This window comes from Kribbella sp. NPDC051936 (assembly GCF_040680955.1).
Classification (GTDB): domain Bacteria; phylum Actinomycetota; class Actinomycetes; order Propionibacteriales; family Kribbellaceae; genus Kribbella.
In genome coordinates this window covers 846,175-864,099 of sequence record NZ_JBFAXS010000001.1, presented here as the reverse complement: position 1 = coordinate 864,099, position 17,925 = coordinate 846,175, and the positions used below count along the sequence as shown (strand labels likewise).

Annotated in this window: 14 protein-coding genes; 4 read left to right on the top strand and 10 right to left on the bottom strand. The window is 70.4% G+C overall.

The genetic code is table 11. The features are described 5' to 3' along the window. Positions 1-272 precede the first annotated feature (272 nt). The 4 genes from AB0L64_RS04460 to AB0L64_RS04445 are packed head-to-tail and all read right to left on the bottom strand — an operon-like array spanning position 273 to position 2,742. Positions 273-1,019 carry an SDR family NAD(P)-dependent oxidoreductase gene (locus AB0L64_RS04460; protein WP_363707610.1) on the bottom strand — a complete coding sequence of 249 codons (747 nt, stop codon included), beginning with the start codon at positions 1,017-1,019 and terminating at the stop codon, positions 273-275. Next, positions 1,012-2,253 (bottom strand): class I adenylate-forming enzyme family protein, encoded by a 1,242-nt coding sequence (locus tag AB0L64_RS04455; protein ID WP_359941127.1) that lies wholly within the window; start codon positions 2,251-2,253, stop codon positions 1,012-1,014. The genes AB0L64_RS04460 and AB0L64_RS04455 overlap by 8 nt, the downstream gene beginning before the upstream one ends. Continuing rightward, complete coding sequence (locus AB0L64_RS04450) at positions 2,250-2,465, bottom strand: acyl carrier protein (RefSeq protein WP_238350281.1); 216 nt, start codon at positions 2,463-2,465, stop codon at positions 2,250-2,252. The genes AB0L64_RS04455 and AB0L64_RS04450 overlap by 4 nt, the downstream gene beginning before the upstream one ends. Then, a complete protein-coding gene (locus AB0L64_RS04445) occupies positions 2,458-2,742 on the bottom strand; it encodes a hypothetical protein (protein ID WP_363707607.1) in 285 nt (94 codons plus the stop codon). Before AB0L64_RS04445 ends, AB0L64_RS04450 begins: the two co-directional genes overlap by 8 nt. A gap of 115 nt (positions 2,743-2,857) precedes the next feature. Here AB0L64_RS04445 and AB0L64_RS04440 point away from each other — a divergent pair, with 115 nt between their 5' ends. Next, complete coding sequence (locus AB0L64_RS04440; RefSeq protein ID WP_363707605.1) at positions 2,858-5,320, top strand: hypothetical protein; 2,463 nt, start codon at positions 2,858-2,860, stop codon at positions 5,318-5,320. Positions 5,321-5,325: 5 nt separating this feature from the next. Here the strand turns inward: AB0L64_RS04440 and AB0L64_RS04435 are convergent, their stop codons facing one another. Beyond that, complete coding sequence (locus AB0L64_RS04435; RefSeq protein ID WP_363707603.1) at positions 5,326-6,900, bottom strand: family 10 glycosylhydrolase; 1,575 nt, start codon at positions 6,898-6,900, stop codon at positions 5,326-5,328. A gap of 83 nt (positions 6,901-6,983) precedes the next feature. Between AB0L64_RS04435 and AB0L64_RS04430 the strand changes: the two genes are divergently transcribed. The 3 genes from AB0L64_RS04430 to AB0L64_RS04420 are packed head-to-tail and all read left to right on the top strand — an operon-like array spanning position 6,984 to position 10,023. Continuing rightward, positions 6,984-7,490 (top strand): GNAT family N-acetyltransferase, encoded by a 507-nt coding sequence (locus AB0L64_RS04430; RefSeq protein ID WP_363707601.1) that lies wholly within the window; start codon positions 6,984-6,986, stop codon positions 7,488-7,490. Next, positions 7,487-8,539, top strand: a complete 1,053-nt coding sequence (gene pseI / locus AB0L64_RS04425) for a pseudaminic acid synthase (RefSeq protein WP_363707599.1) — start codon at positions 7,487-7,489, stop codon at positions 8,537-8,539. Before AB0L64_RS04430 ends, pseI begins: the two co-directional genes overlap by 4 nt. Further along, complete coding sequence (locus tag AB0L64_RS04420) at positions 8,539-10,023, top strand: class I SAM-dependent methyltransferase (protein ID WP_363707597.1); 1,485 nt, start codon at positions 8,539-8,541, stop codon at positions 10,021-10,023. Before pseI ends, AB0L64_RS04420 begins: the two co-directional genes overlap by 1 nt. 138 nt (positions 10,024-10,161) lie before the next feature. Here the strand turns inward: AB0L64_RS04420 and AB0L64_RS04415 are convergent, their stop codons facing one another. Genes AB0L64_RS04415 through AB0L64_RS04395 form a run of 5 tightly spaced genes read right to left on the bottom strand, consistent with a single transcriptional unit; the run spans position 10,162 to position 17,863 of the window. Then, positions 10,162-12,309 carry a glycosyltransferase family 2 protein gene (locus AB0L64_RS04415; RefSeq protein ID WP_363707595.1) on the bottom strand — a complete coding sequence of 716 codons (2,148 nt, stop codon included), beginning with the start codon at positions 12,307-12,309 and terminating at the stop codon, positions 10,162-10,164. Next, entirely contained in the window at positions 12,306-13,970 is a 1,665-nt protein-coding gene (locus AB0L64_RS04410) for a hypothetical protein (RefSeq protein ID WP_363707593.1), read from the bottom strand. The genes AB0L64_RS04415 and AB0L64_RS04410 overlap by 4 nt, the downstream gene beginning before the upstream one ends. Beyond that, positions 13,963-14,802, bottom strand: coding sequence for a hypothetical protein (locus AB0L64_RS04405; protein WP_359941157.1), 840 nt, complete (start codon positions 14,800-14,802; stop codon positions 13,963-13,965). Before AB0L64_RS04405 ends, AB0L64_RS04410 begins: the two co-directional genes overlap by 8 nt. Next, positions 14,802-17,063: a glycosyltransferase family 2 protein gene (locus tag AB0L64_RS04400; protein ID WP_363707591.1), complete on the bottom strand. Its 2,262-nt coding sequence runs from the start codon at positions 17,061-17,063 to the stop codon at positions 14,802-14,804. The genes AB0L64_RS04405 and AB0L64_RS04400 overlap by 1 nt, the downstream gene beginning before the upstream one ends. Positions 17,064-17,110: 47 nt before the next feature. Next, on the bottom strand, positions 17,111-17,863 hold the full coding sequence (locus AB0L64_RS04395) for an N-acetyltransferase (RefSeq protein ID WP_359941163.1): 753 nt from the start codon (positions 17,861-17,863) through the stop codon (positions 17,111-17,113). Positions 17,864-17,925 lie beyond the last annotated feature (62 nt).

The window sequence follows — 17,925 nt, the reverse complement described above, 5'->3', positions numbered from 1 at the left end:
AACACAACAGCCTCCCCCGGGCAGGAGGCTGTTGTGCTGCGGTAGGCCGGGAGCGGGCGAGTGATTCCAGCCGCCTCCGACGACTGGCCCATGCTTGTATGCCCTTCGCGCGGTGCCCGGCGCGGCTCTAATCCGAGTGCAGGGTCGAGCGGTAGATCCGCGACACGGTCGGCCGGCTGACGCCGTCCATGTCCACGCGTTCCGCCTGACCGACGTTCTGCCGCAGGTACATCGGCACCAGAGCTGACGTCGCGCAGAGCGATCCGCGAGCCCTAGATCGAGGCGGCGCCGTCCACGACCAGGACCTGGCCGTTGATGTTGGTGTTGTCCAGCAGCAGCATGCGGACCAGCGGGAGGACGTCCTCCGGCTCGGTCAGGTGACCGGTCGGGGTTCGGCGGACGATCTGGTCGAGTTGGGTCTGGCCGAGGACGGCCGACATCTCCGAGGCGAAGAACCCCGGAGCGATCGCGTTGGCGAGAATGCGGCCACCGAGTTCACGGGCCAGTGACCGGGTGGCCGCGTCCATCCCGCCCTTGGTGGCCGAGTAGGCGACCAGGCCGGGGTAGCCGCGTTGCGCGCAGATCGAGGTGATGTTGACGATCCGGCCCTTCAGGCCCTTGGCGAGCATCCGGCGCAAGACGAAGCGGGTCAGCACCAGCGGTGCGGTCAGGTTCGTCTGGATGATCTCGGCCAGGTGCTCCGCGGACGTGTGGACGTGCAACGAGTCCTGGCCGATCGCCGCATTGTTGACCAAGGCATCGATCGGCCCCAGGGCAGTCTCGACCTCGCGAACGAACGCCTGCCCGGCCGCGGTGTCGTTGACGTCGACGGACCCGTAGTACAGGTGCTCGGGGTACTTCTCGCCGAGCGCCGTCAGCTCGGGCGTGACCGTCCGGGCGAACGCGGCGACCTTCAGGCCGGCCGCGAGCAGATCGGTGACGATCGCCAGGCCGAGGCCGCGGGAACCGCCCGACACGAGCACGACCGAGGCCGGCGGGACTGTGGTGACGTCAGACATCGCTCTTCAGGGTTTCCTTCTGCGGGATCTCGTCGAGGAACCTGATCCGCCGCGGTACGCCGTAGTCCGGCAACCGGGTCGAACACCACTGCACCAGGTCGGCGTCGGTGATCGGGCCGAGGGACCGGTTCGGGACGACCTCGGCCGCGACCATCCGGCCGACCAGCGGGGCCTTGCGCGCGAACACCCGCGCCCAGGACACGCCCGGATGGCCCATCAGGACGTTGCGGACGACGCCCGCCGACACCTTCGACCCGCCGACGTTGATCTCGTCGGTGTCCAGGCGGCCGGTGATCAGCACCCGGTCGCCGTCGAACTCGACCCGGTCGCCGGTACGGACCGCCCCGACCAGGCCGGCGCCGTGGTGCGGTGAGCGGATGACGAGCTCGTCGCCGTCGACGCTGACGACCGGGCGCTCCGGGTGCGGGTCGCGGTCCAGCCAGGACCTGGGGAATCCGGCCTTGCCGTCGTGCACCACGATCGAGGCGCCGACCTCCGAGGACGCGTAGATCCAGGAGATCCGGGTGGCCGGGAAGAGCTCCCGGAGCTGATCGAGGATCGCCTGGTCGACCGGTTCGCCGCCGAGCGTGATCTGCTCCAGCGGTACGCCGGCGAGCGCGTCGGCGTCGCGGTAGATCGCCTGCCGCCAGAAGGTCGGCGTACCCGAGGCGGCCGTGACGCCGTGTTCGGCGGCGATCGCCGGCCAGTTCTCCAGCTCGTGCGGCTCGATCACGACCAGGCCCTGGTCGGCCTGGGTCAGCGAGAGCGTGACGACCTGCCACCACGCGTACGTCCCGGGCGAGTACGGCAGGAGCCAGGTCCGCGGCGGCTGGTCGGCGGTGACCGTGGTCAGCGACTCGAGTGTGTGACCGATGCGCTTCGGACGGCCGGTGGAGCCTGAAGTGAGCAGCCAGGCCCGCCCGGACTCCTCGACGCGCTTCAGCCTGGCGGGTGTGACTGCCCCATCGGGCAGGACGACCGCGAACCCGGACTCGCCGAGTTCCTCGCGCATGCGCTCGTCAACGCGTGATTCGGTGGCGACGAGCAGCTCCGTGCCGTGCACAGCGTGGTGGCGCAGGGCGGCGAGCGCGTCGGCGCCGTTGTCCACCAGAACGGCCGCGGGCGACGGCAGCTGCGGCAGTTTGTGCAGCGTCCGCCAGGTCAGGCGCTTGCCCGCGACGACCACGGTGTTGTCGTCGCCGATCAGCGCGGTGGTGCGGCGCCGGCTGCTCACGCCGACTGGAGTTGCTCGATGAAGTCCAGTACGTCGCCGACCGTCGCGATCCGGCGCAGCCCAGGGGCATCGAAGTTCAGCTCGTCGCCGAGCTCGTCCTCCACCCGGAGGGCCAGCTCGGAGAAGTCCAGCGACCGGAACCCGATCTCGCGCAGGTCCGCCGTGTCGTCGGCCGGTAATGCCCGGCCCTGTGCCGTCATCACCTCACCCATCAACTCCCTGACCCGACTCCGATCCACCGAACTCATAGTCCCGAAGCCTAACGCCGGACGTCCCGCACTCACCAACCGTCCGGGCGCCGGACCCGTCGCGCTCGGCCGAGCCCCGCGTCGGCGCTCTTTCCGGGGTTGATGAGTGCCGGCGGTCCAGCAATCGCTTGAACCGGCTCCTGATCTCCAGCGCGACCAAGGTGATCACCGGGGCCGCCGCGGCGAGCGCCGCTAGCAGAACCTCCTCGACCGGCAGTCCGGCGATGTGCTGAGCGACCATCGGGCCCTCCCGAACGCTCCGAGGCTGGGAGATTACCGAGTGTAAACGGGAAGCCGTCGCCGGTAAACGGCTCACCGGTCACGAGCGCGACATGGCGGACTCATACACTTTGCCGATGATCAGAGCGGGCCGGCGGCGTACGACCGGACGGGGCATACGGACCGCGGCGGCGGCGAGTCTGCCTGTGCTCCCACTGGCATGGTTCGTGGCGCTGCAGGAGCACCCGCCGTGGATGCCGGCCGCCTACCTCGCCTATCTGCTGGTCGTGGTCGTCGTCCCGGGCACGATGTTCTGGCGGAGGCTGACCGGCGGCGTCGGCTGGCTGTCCGCGGACGTCATCCTCGGTACGGCGTTCGGGCTGGCCGTCGAGGCGCTGCTCTATCCGATCGGGATGCTGTTCGCGATGCCGTTCGCGGCGTTGCTGATGCCGGCGCTGGCATTCGGGATGTGGCGCGCGCTGCCCCGCCGCACGCTGCCCGAACGCCCGACGCCCTGGTGGTCGATGGCCGGGATGATGGTCGCGGTCGGCGTCGCGGCCGCGTGGTTCGTGCGGGTCGGCTCGCAGCTCATCCCGCTGAACGGCGCACAGGCGCTGCGGCCGGACTCGGACGCTCCGCACAACCTCGCGCTGGCCGGTGAGGTCACGCACCACTTCCCACCGCGGGTCCCGTACGCCGACGGCGGGTGGCTGACGAGCCACTGGGCGGCGTACGACCACGTCGCGTCCGTGCACTGGATCACCAGCGTGCCGCTCGACGTGCTGACGCACCGGATGGTGCCGTTCGCCTGGATCCTGCTGACCGTGCTGGGCGCGGCCGCGGTCGGGATGCTGCTGACCGGGCGAGCGGTCGCCGCTCCGATCGCGGCTGGGCTCGTGGTGGCCGGCGGCGATCTGGTCGCATGGCCGTGGACGGTGTCGGACCGGGTGTTCGCGGACGGGCCGTTCTCGCTGGGCGAGCTGACCAATCCGCCGCAGGCGTTCTCGACGGTGCTGTTGCTGCCGTTGATCGCGGTGACGACGCTGCTGCTCCGTCGACGGCCGGGGACGACGCGCGGTCAGTTGTTCCGGCTGTACGTCGCGGCCGGCGTGCTGATTGCCGCGCTGGCGTTGACGAAGGCGACGACGCTGCCTGTGTACGCGGCCGGGCTCGCGGCCGCCTGGATCTACCTGACGGTGCGGGCCGGGCGGGTGAACCTGCGCGCGCTGGTGCTCGGGGTCGGCGTCGCGGCGGCGTACACGGCGACGTTCTTCCTCGTCCTGCAGGGTGCCGCGTCGAGCGTGCGGTTCGATCCGGGGGCGACCTTCGAGAGCCTCGCGGACCGGATGGGCGGCGGCTCCGCGGTCCCGATCATCGCGGTGGTGATCGTGATCGGGTGGGTGATGCCGCTGGCGGGCGCGCTGCTGATCAGGCGGCGGGTGACCCGGGACCCGATGCCGGTCTTCCTGGTGGCCGGATTCGCGGCGGCGGTGCTGGGCGCGTCGTTGCTGGCAGATCGTGGGGAGACCCAACTGTTCTTCGTGCGGACCGGCTTCGTGTTCGGCGTCCTGCTGGCGACCTGGGGACTGGGATCGCTCGAGCGCCGGCAGTTCTGGATCGCCGGGGTCGCGCTCCTGATCGGGGCCGCGGCGATCTACTGGGGCCGCGAACGGTCGCCGAGGTCGTGCACGACGGCCGACTGCTTCGGGCAGAGCCTCGCCGTCGCGCTGGTGATCGCGGTGCTCGGGATCGGCGTGTTCGGGCTGATCCTGCGCGGTTCCCGGCGGATCTGGGCGGTGATCGCAGTCGCGGTCCTCGTCGGGACGACGGTGTCGCCGACGGTTGCATCCGTCCGGCGGTTCGCGGAACCACCGCTGACGTCGTACGAGTCGATCGCCCCCGGCGGGATCGAGGCGGCGCAGTTCATCCGGCGGAACTCCGGCTCGAACGACCGGATCGCGACGAACCTGCACTGCCACCAGCCGCGGGCCTCGCACTGCGGGACAGGGTCGTACTGGATCGCCGGGTACGCCGAGCGCCGCGTGCTCGTCGAAGGCTGGGCGTACCGGACGAGGGTCGACGACACCTACCCCGCGGGAGTGCAGGGGCCGTACTGGGACCAGGAACAACTGCGGCTGAACGACGAGGTCTTCAGCAACCCGAGCCGCCAGGTGATCGAGACGCTGCGCACCAAGTACGGCGTGCACTGGCTGCTGCTCGACGAGCGGGTCGGCGCGGCGCCGAAGAACCTCGACAAGCTGACCGAGCTCCGGTTCCAGCTGGGCACTGTCCGGGTCTACCAGGTCTTCCCGCCGCCGTCCGAGACCCCGTTCCCCACAAAGCCCCCGTCGCCGACGACGAGCCCGACGAACACCTCGAGCTTGCCGACCAGTACGCCGAGCTTCCCGACCGGCTCGCAGTCTCCAGGGGTGCCGACCGGGCCGCCGTCACCCGGTCAGACGCAGCCGACGCAGCCGTTCCCGACCGGTCCGCTGCCCACCACCGGCAGCTTTCCGACCACTCCGGTCGCGACGCAGGTCACGACCACCGCGGTCCCGGCGCAGTTCACGATCACGCCGGGACCGACGACCAGCCCGTAGCCGGCTCAGCGGACGGTGACGGCCGGGATCGCGATGCTCTGGTTGGCGAGCCGGTCGAGCGCGGTCACCGAGTAGATGTACGCGGTGCCCGGCGTCGCGGTGGTGTCGACGTACGACTGGGCGGCGCCCGTCGAGCGGACCGTGGCGATCAGGTTGCGCGCGTCGTTGTCGGGACAGTGGTCGCCGCCGCGGAGCTCCCGGCGGTAGATCGCGTACGACGTGGTGTCGTTCGACGTCCTGGACCACTGCAGCTGGACACCGTCACCCGTGCGCGCCGCGTGGACCCCGTGCACCGGCAGCGGCGCCCGCGCGTCGAGGGCCGGCATCGCGGGGATCAGCGCCGGCCGCGTGTACCAGGTGTTGTTGAGCAGCGTGGTCGCACCGAGCCGGTCCGCGCGGACGTCCTTCGCGGAGAAGAAGATGTTGCCCTTCACCTCGGGGATCGTGCTGTCGAAGGCCAGGTGGTCGCTCAGCTCCTTCGGATCCGACCAGTCCGGCGACTGCGTCGACGTACCGACCTTGTAGGTTGCCTCGCCGATGTAGAGGTGGACGTGCGTCCCGCGGACCTGCTCGGCCCACCACGGCACGATCTTGTTGTAGTCCGCGGGCGCGAACCCGCCGGCCCAGTACACCTGCGGGACGATGTAGTCGATCCACTCCTCGCGGACCCACTTGCGGGTGTCCGCGGCCAGGTCGTCGTACGTCTGCACGCCGGCCGTGGTGTCGGTGCCCTCCGGGTCGGTGGCCTTGTTCCGCCAGACCGCGAACGGCGAGATGCCGAACTTGATCCACGGCTTGGCCGCGTGCATCTTCTGGCCGAGCTCCTGGATCAGCAGGTCGATGTTGTTCCGCCGCCAGTCGGCGATGTTCGAGAAGCCGGCGCCGTACTGTGCGTACGTCGCGGCGTCGTTGAAGACCTGGCCGGCCACCGGGTACGGGTAGAAGTAGTCGTCGAAGTGCACGCCATCGATGTCGTAGTTCGAGACCGCGTCCATGATCGCGTCCTCGACCAGTTTCCGGGCCGCGGGGATGCCGGGGTTGTAGTAGAGCTTCCCGCCGTACGAGACCACCCAGTCCGGGTGCTGCCGCGCCGGGTGGGTCGGCAGCAGGCCGTTGATGTTGGTGTCCATCGACAGCCGGTACGGGTTGAACCACGCGTGCAGCTCGAGGTTCCGCTTGTGGGCCTCGGCGACCGCGAAGGCCAGCGGGTCGTAGCCGGGGTCGCCGCCCTGCACGCCGGTCAGATACTTCGACCAGGGCTCCACCTTGGACGGCCAGAACGCGTCCGCGGTCGGGCGGACCTGCAGGATGACCGCGTTGTGGTTCTGCCGGACCGCGTCGTCGAGCCAGCCGACCAGCTCGGCCTGCTGCTGCGCGGCGGTCAGCCCGGTCTTCGACGGCCAGTCGATGTTCACCACCGACGCGACCCAGCTCGCCCGGAACTGCCGGAGCGGGGTGGACGCGTTCGGCGCACACGTCTGCTGCCCGTCCGTCTCCACGGCGGACGCCGTACCCGTCAGACCGCTCAGTATCAGTCCCGCCGTCACGCCGAGAACGCCCATCACTCGCCAGACTCTCATGTCACTCTCCGACTATTCTTTCCGGTGAAGTGGAAAGATGTTTACACATCAGCGGCCTTCCGGGAAGACGCTAGGTTAGGACCATGCTGCGCGCCGCGACCGAGGACGATGTCGACACGATCCGGCGACTACGAAATCAGCAGGCGAACCGTGCCGTCAGCATCACCGCGCACGAGATCACCGCGGACGAGCACGCGGCCTGGTGGGCGAAGGCGTCGGCCGATCCGTCCCGGCGGGTGCTGATCTACATCCGGGACGGCGCGACCGCCGGGGTCGTGAACTTCTTCGATCTCGACGGCCCGTCCGGAGCCTGGGGGTTCTTCCTGGACGCGGACGGTCTCGCCGAGCGGGGCGAGACACTGCCGGCCTGGATCGAGGTCATGCGCGAGGCCACGGCGTACGCGTTCGACGACCTCGGTCTCGAAGTGCTGACCGGAGAGGTGCTCGAGCACAACACGGTGGTCCGGCAGATGAACCGGCGGTTCCGGTTCGTCGAGGGTACGCCGGAGACGCGGTACGCCGACGGGCGCGAGATCAGGGTGATTCCGATCAGCCTGCGTGAACACGATCGACGCAAGGGGAAATCATGAGCACCACCATCGAGATCGGCGGCGTCGCGGTCGGGCCCGATCACCAGCCGTTCGTCATCGCGGAGATGTCCGGGAACCACAACGGCGACCTGGAGCGGGCGCTGGACATCGTCCGTGCGGTCGCCGACTCCGGTGCGCAGGCGCTCAAGCTGCAGACATACACCGCGGACACGATGACACTCGACCTCGACCTACCGGCGTTCCGGCTGCCGGCGGAGCACGAACTGTGGAGCGAGGCGCGGCTGTACGACCTGTACGAGGAGGCGCACACGCCCTGGGCATGGCACGAGCCGATCTTCGAGCTGGCGAAGTCGCTCGGGCTGGTCGCGTTCTCGTCCGCGTTCGACAGCACCGCGATCGACTTCCTGGAGAAGCTCGACGTCCCGGCGTACAAGGTCGCCTCGAACGAGATCGGCGACCTGCCGCTGGTGCGCGGGATGGCGGAGACCGGCAAGCCGATCATCATCTCCACCGGCTCCGCGACGCTCACCGACATCGATGCCGCCGTCCGGGCCGCGCGGTCGACGGGGAACGAGCAGATCATCGTGCTGTCCTGTACGGCGAGCTACCCGGCGCCGCCCGAGCAGTCGAACCTGCGCGGCATCCCGGTCCTTCGCGACGCACTCGGCGTCCAGGTCGGGCTGTCCGACCACACCATGGGGATCGGCGCCGCGGTGGCCGCGGTCGCACTCGGCGCGACCGTGATCGAGAAGCACGTGACGCTGAAGCGCGTCGACGGCGGTGTGGACTCCGCGTTCTCGCTGGAGCCGTGGGAGCTCGAGCTGCTCGTCGAGAGCACCCGGGTCGCGCAACTGTCGCTCGGTGAGCCCGTCATCGGCCCGAAGCAGGCCGAGCAGAACGTCCTCCGCTTCCGACGCTCGCTCTTCGTCACCCAGGACGTCCGGGCCGGCGACCTGATCACGTTCGAGAACGTCCGCTCGATCCGGCCCGCCGGCGGCCTCGCCCCCGACCTCTTCACCCAGGTCGAGGGCCGCCCGTTCCGCACCGACGCCAAGGCCGGCACTCCGCTCACCTGGGACCTGCTCTGATGTACCTGCTGTTCCCCGGGCGGCACCACGTCCTGACGCGTTTCCAGGCCGAGTTCCTGCGCCGGCACGCGGACCGGACCGTGGTGTGGGCCGTGACGTCGGCGAATCACCGCACGACCAAGCGGAACCCGGTGGCGTTCGATCGGCGGGAAGCAGCGATCGAGCGGTTCAGCGTGGCGGAGGGGCTCCGCTCGCTGGTGGTCGGGGTGGTGGACACCCCGCCGACGGACGAGTTCGCCGAGGTCACGGTGAAGGCGATCGAGGCCGGCACCGACGATCTCGTCCGGTTGACGCCGGCGAACACGGTGGTGGCGTGTTCGACGCCCGCGGTCGGCAAGCTGTACGAGCAGCTCGGGTACTCCGTGATCGACGTCGAGCCCGACGGTACGGCGCGGCCGTGGGACGTGCTGCTGATGATCGCAGCGGGCGACGAGCAATGGAAGGAGTTCGCGCATCCGGCGACCGTGGACGTGTTCGGGCGGTACGCGCTGGACGCACACATCGCCCGCTGCGTGAACGACCCGGTGGTCGGCGACGACGGCGGCCTCACCACGACCCGCGACTACAAGACGTACGCCGACGCGTTCGAGACCGCGGCCGAGCGGAAATGGCTGCAGATCAAGGACTTCGTGCGTCCCGGCCGGATCCTCGACATCGGCTGCGCGACCGGCGCGACGCTGCAGCTCGCCGACCGCGACCCGCGCTTCCACGAGTCGGACCTGATCGGCGTCGAGGTCGCGCGGCACCTGTTCGCCGAGTGCGAGCACAAGAAGGAGCAGGGTCTCTTCAGCAACCCGAACGTCTACTTCTACCAGCGCAACATGCTCGGCTCCGCGGTGTTCCCGCCGCGGTCGATCGACACCACACTGACGCTGGCGCTCACCCACGAGATCTGGTCGTACGCCGACGGCTCGCGGCCCGGCACGGTCCAGCGGTTCGCCGACGCGCTGTTCGCGCACACCGCCCCGGACGGCGTCTGGATCAACTCCGACGTCTGCGGCCCCGACGAGCCCGAGCGTCCCGTCGTCCTGCGGCTGGACGACAGCGACGGCGAGAACCCGGACGGCGTCGCGGAGCTCGAGGCGCTTGCCGACCCCGCGGCGTACGTCGGGAGGCTGTCGACGCGGGCGAGGTTCTTCCAGTTCGCCCACGACTTCCGGCGGAACGCCCGCGTCCCGTTCTCCTACGACGTCCGCGCCGACGGGCTGGTGCTGCGGCTGGCGGACGCGATGGACTTCCTGACCCGCAAGGACTACGTCGACAACTGGCTGAGCGAGACCCACGAGCAGTTCTGCGGCCTGACCTTCGCCGGCTGGTCCGCGATCGCCGAACGCGCCGGCTTCACCATCGACCCGGCCTCGAACGCCTGGCGCAACGACTGGGTGATCGAGAACCGCATCGCCCCCGTCGCCACCATCACCACCCCCGACGGAGACCCCATCACCTGGCCCGTCACCCACCAACTACTCATCGCCCGCCGCTGACCCCGCACCCCGGCCCGCCGCCGCCCACCCCCCAATTTGCCTGGTGGACCAGGCAAATGCCGGGTCCTGCACCCTGATAATCAGTGCAGAACCCCCAATTCGCCTGGCTCACCAGGCAAATTGGGGGTGGGCGGTGTGCTAGGTGACCTCGAGGTGGAGGGTGCCGGCGAGGGGGCGGACGGTGAGGGTTCGGGGCGCGCGGTTGACGGTGAGGGGGAGGCGGCTGGACAGGAAGGGCTCGCACTGGACGGCGTGGGCGGTGTCGTCGGGGAGGGTGGCGAAGAGGATCCACTCGGCCGGGTCCAGGGCGGCCATCTCCACCACGGCGGCCCAGCCGTCGTCGGAGACCGTACGGCGGCACGGGACGTCGACGTGGTCGTCGGAGTCCGGCAGGTACCGCCGCCAGCTGAAGTCGACGTCACCCCAGTCCGGCCCGCGCACCACCAACATGGTGCCTGCGGCAACCGCAGCGGTGGCGGTCATCCGGATCGGCGACTCGTGCAGATTCACGTACCCGCCGGTCGACCGGGTCAGCATCACCGCGCGACCGCCCTCGGCATGCGACACCAGCCGGTCGCCCGCCGTCCAGAGCAGCACCTGCTCGCGGCCCTGCGGCCCCCGGACCCGGAACGCGCGCGTCGTCCGCTGACTGAACGGGTCGTCCGGGTTGACCTCGGCGAGGATCGGCCCGATCGGCAACCGCGCCGTGAAGTCGCGGCCGTGCACCTCGAGCGGCAGCTCCTCCTCGCCACCCGACAGCGGCCGGCTGACGAACAACGACGGCTCGTCGAACGCCGACCGGCCGTGCAGGATCAGCGCGCCCGGTGTCTGCTCGACCGACGTCAACCGGCACGGATCCGCCAGCCGCCGGACCGCGAACGCCCCGTCCTTGCCCGGACCGGGCTGGATCCAGTTCGTCGCGTCGATCCACGCGCCCGGCGGCCACCCCGGGCTGCCGGCCTTCTGCCCGCGCAGCAGGTCCCGGCGGCGGATCCCGCCGGCTCGCAGCCGGACGTCGAAGTGCGACGGGCCCGCCGTACACCTGGCCAGCAGCTCCCGGCTGACGCGAACCTCGAACCCCACCAGGCTTTCCGCGCCGCGCAGGTCCGCCGCCGGGTAGCGCCGGACCGGGAGCCGGTGCCTGCGGCCCGCGATCACCAGGTCGATCCGGAGGCTCGACGGCTTCGACTGCAGGTGCCGGATCTCGGCGGTGCCGCGGATCGACAGATCGCCGTCGATCCAGGTCACCTCGCGCACCCCGGTCGCCATCGTCAGGTCGGTCTTCGCGAACTGCAGGTGGTCCTGCGCCGCGTCCGGGTCGAGCGCGACCTTGCGCAGCAGCCCGAGGTCCCCGGCGCGTAACGCGTCGAACTGGAGCTGCGCGACGCGGGGCGAGTTCACCAGCACGTCCGCGTCCAGCCGGTCGAGAAGCTCGGTGGTGAGCGCGACCAGGTGCTGCTCCTCCTCGGCCGGGACCGTACCGAAGGCCGAGAGGATCGCATGCAGGTCGATCTGCCGGAAGTGCGCGTGCACCCGCCGCCGGATCTCCGGCTGCGCGTCCTCGACCTCGTCCAGCACCAGGCCGGCCGAGACCACCCGGTCGCGGATGTTCGCGAGCTGGAACTTCTGCTGCGTGATCGAGTCGCCGGACTCCCGCTCGCGCCAGAAGTACACCGGCGCCGCGAGCGTGTCGACGGTGACCGCGTCGAGGTGCGCCTTGAGCGTCACCGGATAGTCCTCGTACCGGATCGCCGGGAAGCGGTAGCCGTACTCGTCCCAGAACGACCGCCGGTACACCTTGTTCCACACCATCCGGTCCAGCACGAGCTGCGGCGTCTCGGAGACGTGCGTGGCCAGCCGGTCGGCCGTGAACGCCTGCGCGTGCAGCCACGACGGCCGTACGCCGTAACTGTTGTTGAACCGTCGCGCATTGCCGCCGGCGAAATCCGAGCCGGTCCGGTCGAGCGCGCGGATCAGCATCCCGAAGCCGTGCCGGGTGACCAGGTCGTCGCTGTCGACGAACGTGACGTACTCCCCCGTGGCATGCTCGACGCCCGTGTTGCGCGCCGGTCCGAGGCCGGCGTTCTGCTGCTCGACGATCCGGAACCGGGAGTCGTTGACGCAGAACTCCTTGGCGATCACGGCGCTGTCGTCCGGTGACCCGTCGTCGACCAGGATCGCCTCGAAATCGCCGAAGGTCTGCCGCGCGATCGAGTCCAGGCAGTCCCCGATGTAAGCCCCCACGTTGTAGAACGGCACTACCACGCTCAGGCGCGACCGCTTCACCGCTTCCGGATCCGGCGAGCGAGCTTGCGGGCGACGACCTTCGGCTTGCGGACCTGGGCCGCGTGGAAGATCACCCGCGAGACGGCGTACGTGCGGGATCCGCGGATCCGGTCGTGGGCCGTGGTCAGCCGCTGGAGCTGACCGCGGAGCTCGCGGATGCGGTTCTCGCGGGTCTTCATCGCCTTGTTGCGGAAGCCGAGGGTGCGCTCGAGGCCGTAGACGTGGCCCTTCAGCTCGAACAGCTTGTGCTTGGCGTCCTCGGCCTCGGCGAGGCTGGTGCGGACGTCGACCGTGGCGGGTTTCCCCAGTACGGCGGCCAGGGCGTCGGCCAGCTCCTTGCCGTGAGCAACTTGTTCGGTGGTGGCGGCAACTGTGTCGGGAGACGTGGCCTGGGCCGGTTCGGGCGGCTCGACACCGGACATGCCGAGCCAGGCGGAGACGAGGTCGTCGCCGATCATCCACGACGGCCACGGATGCCGCCGATGCTGTCCGACCAACCGGTCGTGGAACCGCACCCAAGCTGCTGCGAGAAGATCCTCCTTCTCCACGGCTCCCTCGGACACCCACCCCGAAACACCGTGGGCGAAGGACTCGCCGTCGTAGATCACGTCGTCCCACCGCACGATCACCGGCGAGGCAGTCACCCAGTCGCCGAGCTCCGCCGCCAGCTTCCGGAACGCCGGCACATCCTCCGCGGCCGCGAGCCGGAACAACACACTCTCGACCGACACCCCCGCGGGCACCGTCGCAGGCACGACCGCAGGGTCGAAGGACAGGAGCTCCGCCGCGGGACCGGGATCGCCGGTCAGGGCGATGTCCCAGCCTGTCAGGGTCTGGCCGGCGGTCAGGACGGCGTCGGCGGTTTGGGCGTAGACGTCGTGCGGGGGCTGGACGCCTACGACGGCCAGCCAGCCGGTGGGGACGGCCGGGAGGAGCCCCGCGCGGGCGGCGGTGTCGATGCCTTCGTGGGCGGGAGACAGGAGCGGCACGTCGACCGTTTCCACCGCGGCGACCGCCAACCGGGTGGGCAGCTCGCCCGGACGGGCCGCCGCGGCGACGTCGGCGCGGACGTACGTGCGCGACGCGAAGTCGGCGTACACCTCGGCGGTCCACGGGAGCGCGGCCCGGAACTGGTCGACGGAGACCGGCCGGGTCGGGTCGTCGTGGAGCGGGCGCCACTCGTCGTCGCCGTGGCGCTCGTGCGCAGGCCTGCTGTCCAGCAGGTTGACCAGCGAGAACTCGTTTTCCAGCCCGAGGACGACGACTGCGCCCGGACCGGCCAGCGCGCGCACCGCCTCCAGACGTGCGGTCCAGGACAGGTCTGCGCTGTCGTAGCCCAGCACCCGGTCGAGACCGTCCGACGCGATGATCACGTCGTACGGCTCGGCCTGAAGCCCGTCCAGCGCGCCCGCGATCACCTGCAGGCACGGGCCGAAGTCCTCGCCCAACCGCTGCGCGTCGGCGACCGAGCGGACCAGGATCGACACGTCCGCGGAATGCGCGAGCACCGACTCGATCAGCTGCGGAGCGTGCGGCCCGAGGATCAGCGTCCGCCGGTTGGCGGGGACGACGTCGGTGAGCAGCGCGGCGAGCGCCGGCCGCGGCGTCGTGTGATCGGTCCACGGCTGCATCTCACCGCGGACCACCTGAACCTCAGACACGCTCTCTCCAATCGAACAGGCTCCGCAGTTCCGCGGCCGGCATCATCCAGGGCTTGCCGAGTTCCACGTCGGTGGTGGCCCGGGCGGCTTCGAGGTCGACGGTCTTTCCGAGCATTTCCGGCCAGAGCCGCTCAATCCGGCCCTGACCGCCGAACAGCGGGTTCTCGCCGTCCATCTCCATCGGGTCGCCGTACACCGCCGGTTCGCAGCCGGCGGCGACGCCGTAGAAGATCGCCGTCGACAGCCGGTTCGCGGCCACCCGCTTGTGCTTGCGCAGCTCGGCCAGCTGCTTGAACAGGAACCGCCGATCGGTCCCCTCGTACGAGAACCCGCGGCGCCCGAACGAGACCACCCGGAAGCCCGCGTCCTCGTAGAACCCGCGCACCTCGGGCCGGTCGTACTCGGTGTAGTACAGGCTGAACGTCACCGGGCCGGGCTCGGTCTCGCGGATCTCGTCGATCAGCCGCTGGTGATCGCCGTGGATCTTGCCGCCCTCCCACCCGTGGAAGAGGAACCACAGCGTGCCCTCGCGCTCGACCGGCCCATCCTGGTCCGACACAGCGGGCTCCGGCTCCAGATCCATCAGGTAGAGGAACGGGGCGCCGATGCTGTGGTAGTTCCGCCGACCAAGCGCGTGCCCGCGGCGCTTCGGCGCATCGCTCCAGGTGAACCGCCAGGCGCCGTCGTAGAACTCGTGCACCGGGTTCCAGCCGCAGCCGATGTTCCACCCGTGCTGCAGGTATCCGCGCAGCCGCGGCGGGTGGTCGAAGTCGAAGCCGGCGTACCGCGAAAGGATGTGCGCCTGACCGTAGTAATGGTTGTGGTGATGCATCAGCGCACCTCGACGTGCAGAGTGCCGGCATGGGGTCGGACGGCGAGCGCGTGCCTCCCGTGCGTGATTGCCAAGGGCAACCGGCTGCACAGGAACGGCTCGCACTGGACGGCATGCGCCGTACCGTCGGGAGAGGTTGCGAACAGGATCCAATCGGCCAGCGCCGCCAGCGGGTCGACCGAGACCTGCACCGCCGTCACCGGGATCAGCGCGTCGACGTCGACCGCCGCGGACCACCCCTCGGCGGTGCGGGTGTGACGGCACGGGACATCGAGATGCTCGTCGGAATCGGCCAGGTACCGCCGCCAGGCGAATGTCACGTCACCACGTTCCGCACCGCGCACCACCAACTGCCTGCCGTCGGCGACAGCAGCCACGGCGGTCGTCCGGATCGGCGCCTCGTGCAGGTTCACGTAACCGCCGGTCGACCGGGTCAGCGTGACCACGCGCTCGTCCACGACGCACGAGACGGCCGCGTCGCCCGCGGTCCACAGCAGCACGCGCTGCTGACCCTCGGGCCCGCGGACGCGGAACACCCGGGTCGTCCGCTGACCGAAGGGGTCGTCGTGGTTCGCCGCGGCGAGGATGTCCCGGACCGGCACCCGCGCGACGAAGTCCCGCCCGTCGATCTCCAACGGGATCTCTTCCTCGCCGCCGACGACCGGCCGGCTCAGGTACAGCTCCGGTTCGTCGAACGACGCCGTGCCGTGCAGCACCAGCTCGTCGCCGGTCTGCTCGACCGCGGTCAGCCGGCACGGATCCGTCAGCCGCCGCAGCGAGAACCAGCCGCGCGTCCCCGGCCCGGGCTGGATCCAGTTCGCCGGGTCGATCCAGGCGCCGGGCGGCCACCCGGGACTCCCCGGGCCCTGACCACCGAGCATGCCCTTCCGCTCCCGCCGGCCCGACCGCATCCGCACCTCGAAGTGTGCGGGTGCGCCGGTGCACCGGCTGAGCAGCTCCTGGTCCAGCAGCACCTCGAACCCGACGAGCGTCTGGTCCCCGTGCAGGTCCAGCGCGGCATACCGCCGTACGTCCAGCGGGTACGTCGTCTTGCCGACGGCGAGTGCGATCTCGAGGGTCGACGTACGCAACGTCTCCAGGTGGCGAATCTCTGCGGTGCCCTTCACCGAGAGCTTGCCGTCGATCCAGCTGACCTCGCGGACGCTCGTCGCGAGGGTCAGATCCTGCTCGCGGAGCTTGTACAGCGCCTGGGGCACGACGGGCTCACCGAGCCCCGGATAGTTGTATTCGAGCCGCCAGGCCCGCGGTACGGCGCGCGCCCCGCCGCGGAGGCCGCCCGAGTTCCGGAAGACGGCGAGTCGCCGGAGCAGCTCGACGTCGCCGGACCGGAGCGCGGCGTGCTGGATCCGGTCGTACCGGTGGGTCGCTGCCAGGACGTCCTCGTCGAGCCGGCCGAGCAGCTCGCGGGACAGGTCGACGAGCGCCTGCTCGTCCTCGGTCGGGACCGTGCCGAACGCGGACATCAGCGTGAGGACGTCGATCTGCGCGAGGTGTGCGTGCGTCCGCCGGCGGACCACCGGCGCGGCGTCCGCGACCAGGTCGATCACCATCCCGGCCGACGTCACCCGGTCCCGGATGTTGCCGAGCTGGAACTTCTGCTGCGTGATCGACTCGCCCGACTCCCGCTCGCGCCAGTAGTAGACCGCCTGCGTGATCGTGTCCACGGTCACCGCGTCCAGATGCGCCGCGAGCGCGACCGGGTAGTCCTCGTACCGGATCGGGGGGAAGGTGTAGCCGTGCTCGGTCCAGAACGACCGCCGGTAGACCTTGTTCCAGAGCATCCGGTCCAGGACCAGGTCGGGGAACTCGGTGACGTGCGTGGCGTGCCGAACCCGCGCGAACGGCTGCTTGTGCAGCCACGACGGCCGGACCCCGAAGCTGTTGTTGAACCGCCGCGCGTTGCCGCCGGCGAAGTCCGAGCCGGTGCGGTCGAGGGTCCGCACCAGGGCGGCGAAGCCGTACCGCGAGACCAGGTCGTCGCCATCGACGAACGCCAGGTACTCGCCGGTGGCCTCGCGGATCCCGGCGTCCCGGGCCGGACCGGGGCCGGCGTTGTCCTGCTGGATCAGCCGGAACCGCGGGTCCCGGGTGCAGAACTCCTTCGCGACGACGGCGCTGTCGTCGGGCGAGCCGTCGTCGACGAGGATCGCCTCGAAATCGCCCCACGCCTGCCGCGCGATCGAGTCCAGGCAGTCACCGAGATACTCGCCGACGCCGTAGAAGGGCACCACAACGCTCAACCGCGGCGTCACTCCGGTGGGCCCTCCCTCGCGGTCGCTACGAAGATCTACGTAGCGGCAACGAGGTGAACCGTCAGGAGGTTATGCACAGGTTCGAAGCCGTACCGGGACCAGATGCGCTGGATGCCGATCTGGTGGGCCTGCGTGGTGACGACCAGGCGCCGCGTCGTACAGGCGTCCTCGACCGCCGCGAGCAGGTGACCGTACCGGCCGCGGCCCTGCTCGGCCGGTACGACGCCGGCCAGCTGGATCTCGGTCCACGACCGCTGCTCGTCGACGGCCGCCAGCGCCAGCACCCGCCGGTCCGGTCCTCGCAGTACGACGGCACCCGCGGCACCGATCCGCCGCCGGGCCCATTCCTGCCGGCCGGCCAGTGCGAGCGCCCGGTCGAACACCGGGTCGGCGCAGTAGTGGTTGCCGGAGTCGCCGAAGACGTCCGCGACCACGTCGTCCACCAGGTCGTCGTCGACGTCGGGCTCGACCTGCGCCGTGAAACCGGCCAGCGGCGCCGGGCGGCGGCCCTTGCCCACGGGCAACGCCCAGGCGGTGACGGTGTCGGCCAGCAGCGCCCGGCGCGGACCGTCGGCGAGCGCCGCGAACCAGGTGGTCTCGCGCGCCGGGTAGCGCAGCACGATCACGTCGGCCGTCGACTTCTCGACCGCGGACAGTACGTCGGCGAGCGGCGTACCGGCCGAGGCGGACACCGACATCCGGTCGATGGAGACGCCGAACCGCTTCGCGGCGTCCACGGACGGCCGCACGGTCAGCTCGCCGGCTTCGAGCGCGTCGTACCAACTCATAGGCCGTCGAGCTTAGGCCATCCGGGCCGTCCGGGTCTCACAGGGAGTGACACGTTGCATTC

What these genes read in the sequence shown, in the direction of transcription:
- AB0L64_RS04460 (WP_363707610.1), bottom strand. Translation starts at nt 1,019, where the DNA reads ATGTCTGACGTCACCACAGTCCCGCCGGCCTCGGTCGTGCTCGTGTCG.
- AB0L64_RS04450 (WP_238350281.1), bottom strand. Translation starts at nt 2,465, where the DNA reads ATGGGTGAGGTGATGACGGCACAGGGCCGGGCATTACCGGCCGACGAC.
- AB0L64_RS04445 (WP_363707607.1), bottom strand. Translation starts at nt 2,742, where the DNA reads ATGGTCGCTCAGCACATCGCCGGACTGCCGGTCGAGGAGGTTCTGCTA.
- AB0L64_RS04440 (WP_363707605.1), top strand. Translation starts at nt 2,858, where the DNA reads ATGATCAGAGCGGGCCGGCGGCGTACGACCGGACGGGGCATACGGACC.
- AB0L64_RS04435 (WP_363707603.1), bottom strand. Translation starts at nt 6,900, where the DNA reads ATGAGAGTCTGGCGAGTGATGGGCGTTCTCGGCGTGACGGCGGGACTG.
- AB0L64_RS04430 (WP_363707601.1), top strand. Translation starts at nt 6,984, where the DNA reads ATGCTGCGCGCCGCGACCGAGGACGATGTCGACACGATCCGGCGACTA.
- pseI (WP_363707599.1), top strand. Translation starts at nt 7,487, where the DNA reads ATGAGCACCACCATCGAGATCGGCGGCGTCGCGGTCGGGCCCGATCAC.
- AB0L64_RS04420 (WP_363707597.1), top strand. Translation starts at nt 8,539, where the DNA reads ATGTACCTGCTGTTCCCCGGGCGGCACCACGTCCTGACGCGTTTCCAG.
- AB0L64_RS04405 (WP_359941157.1), bottom strand. Translation starts at nt 14,802, where the DNA reads ATGCATCACCACAACCATTACTACGGTCAGGCGCACATCCTTTCGCGG.
- AB0L64_RS04395 (WP_359941163.1), bottom strand. Translation starts at nt 17,863, where the DNA reads ATGAGTTGGTACGACGCGCTCGAAGCCGGCGAGCTGACCGTGCGGCCG.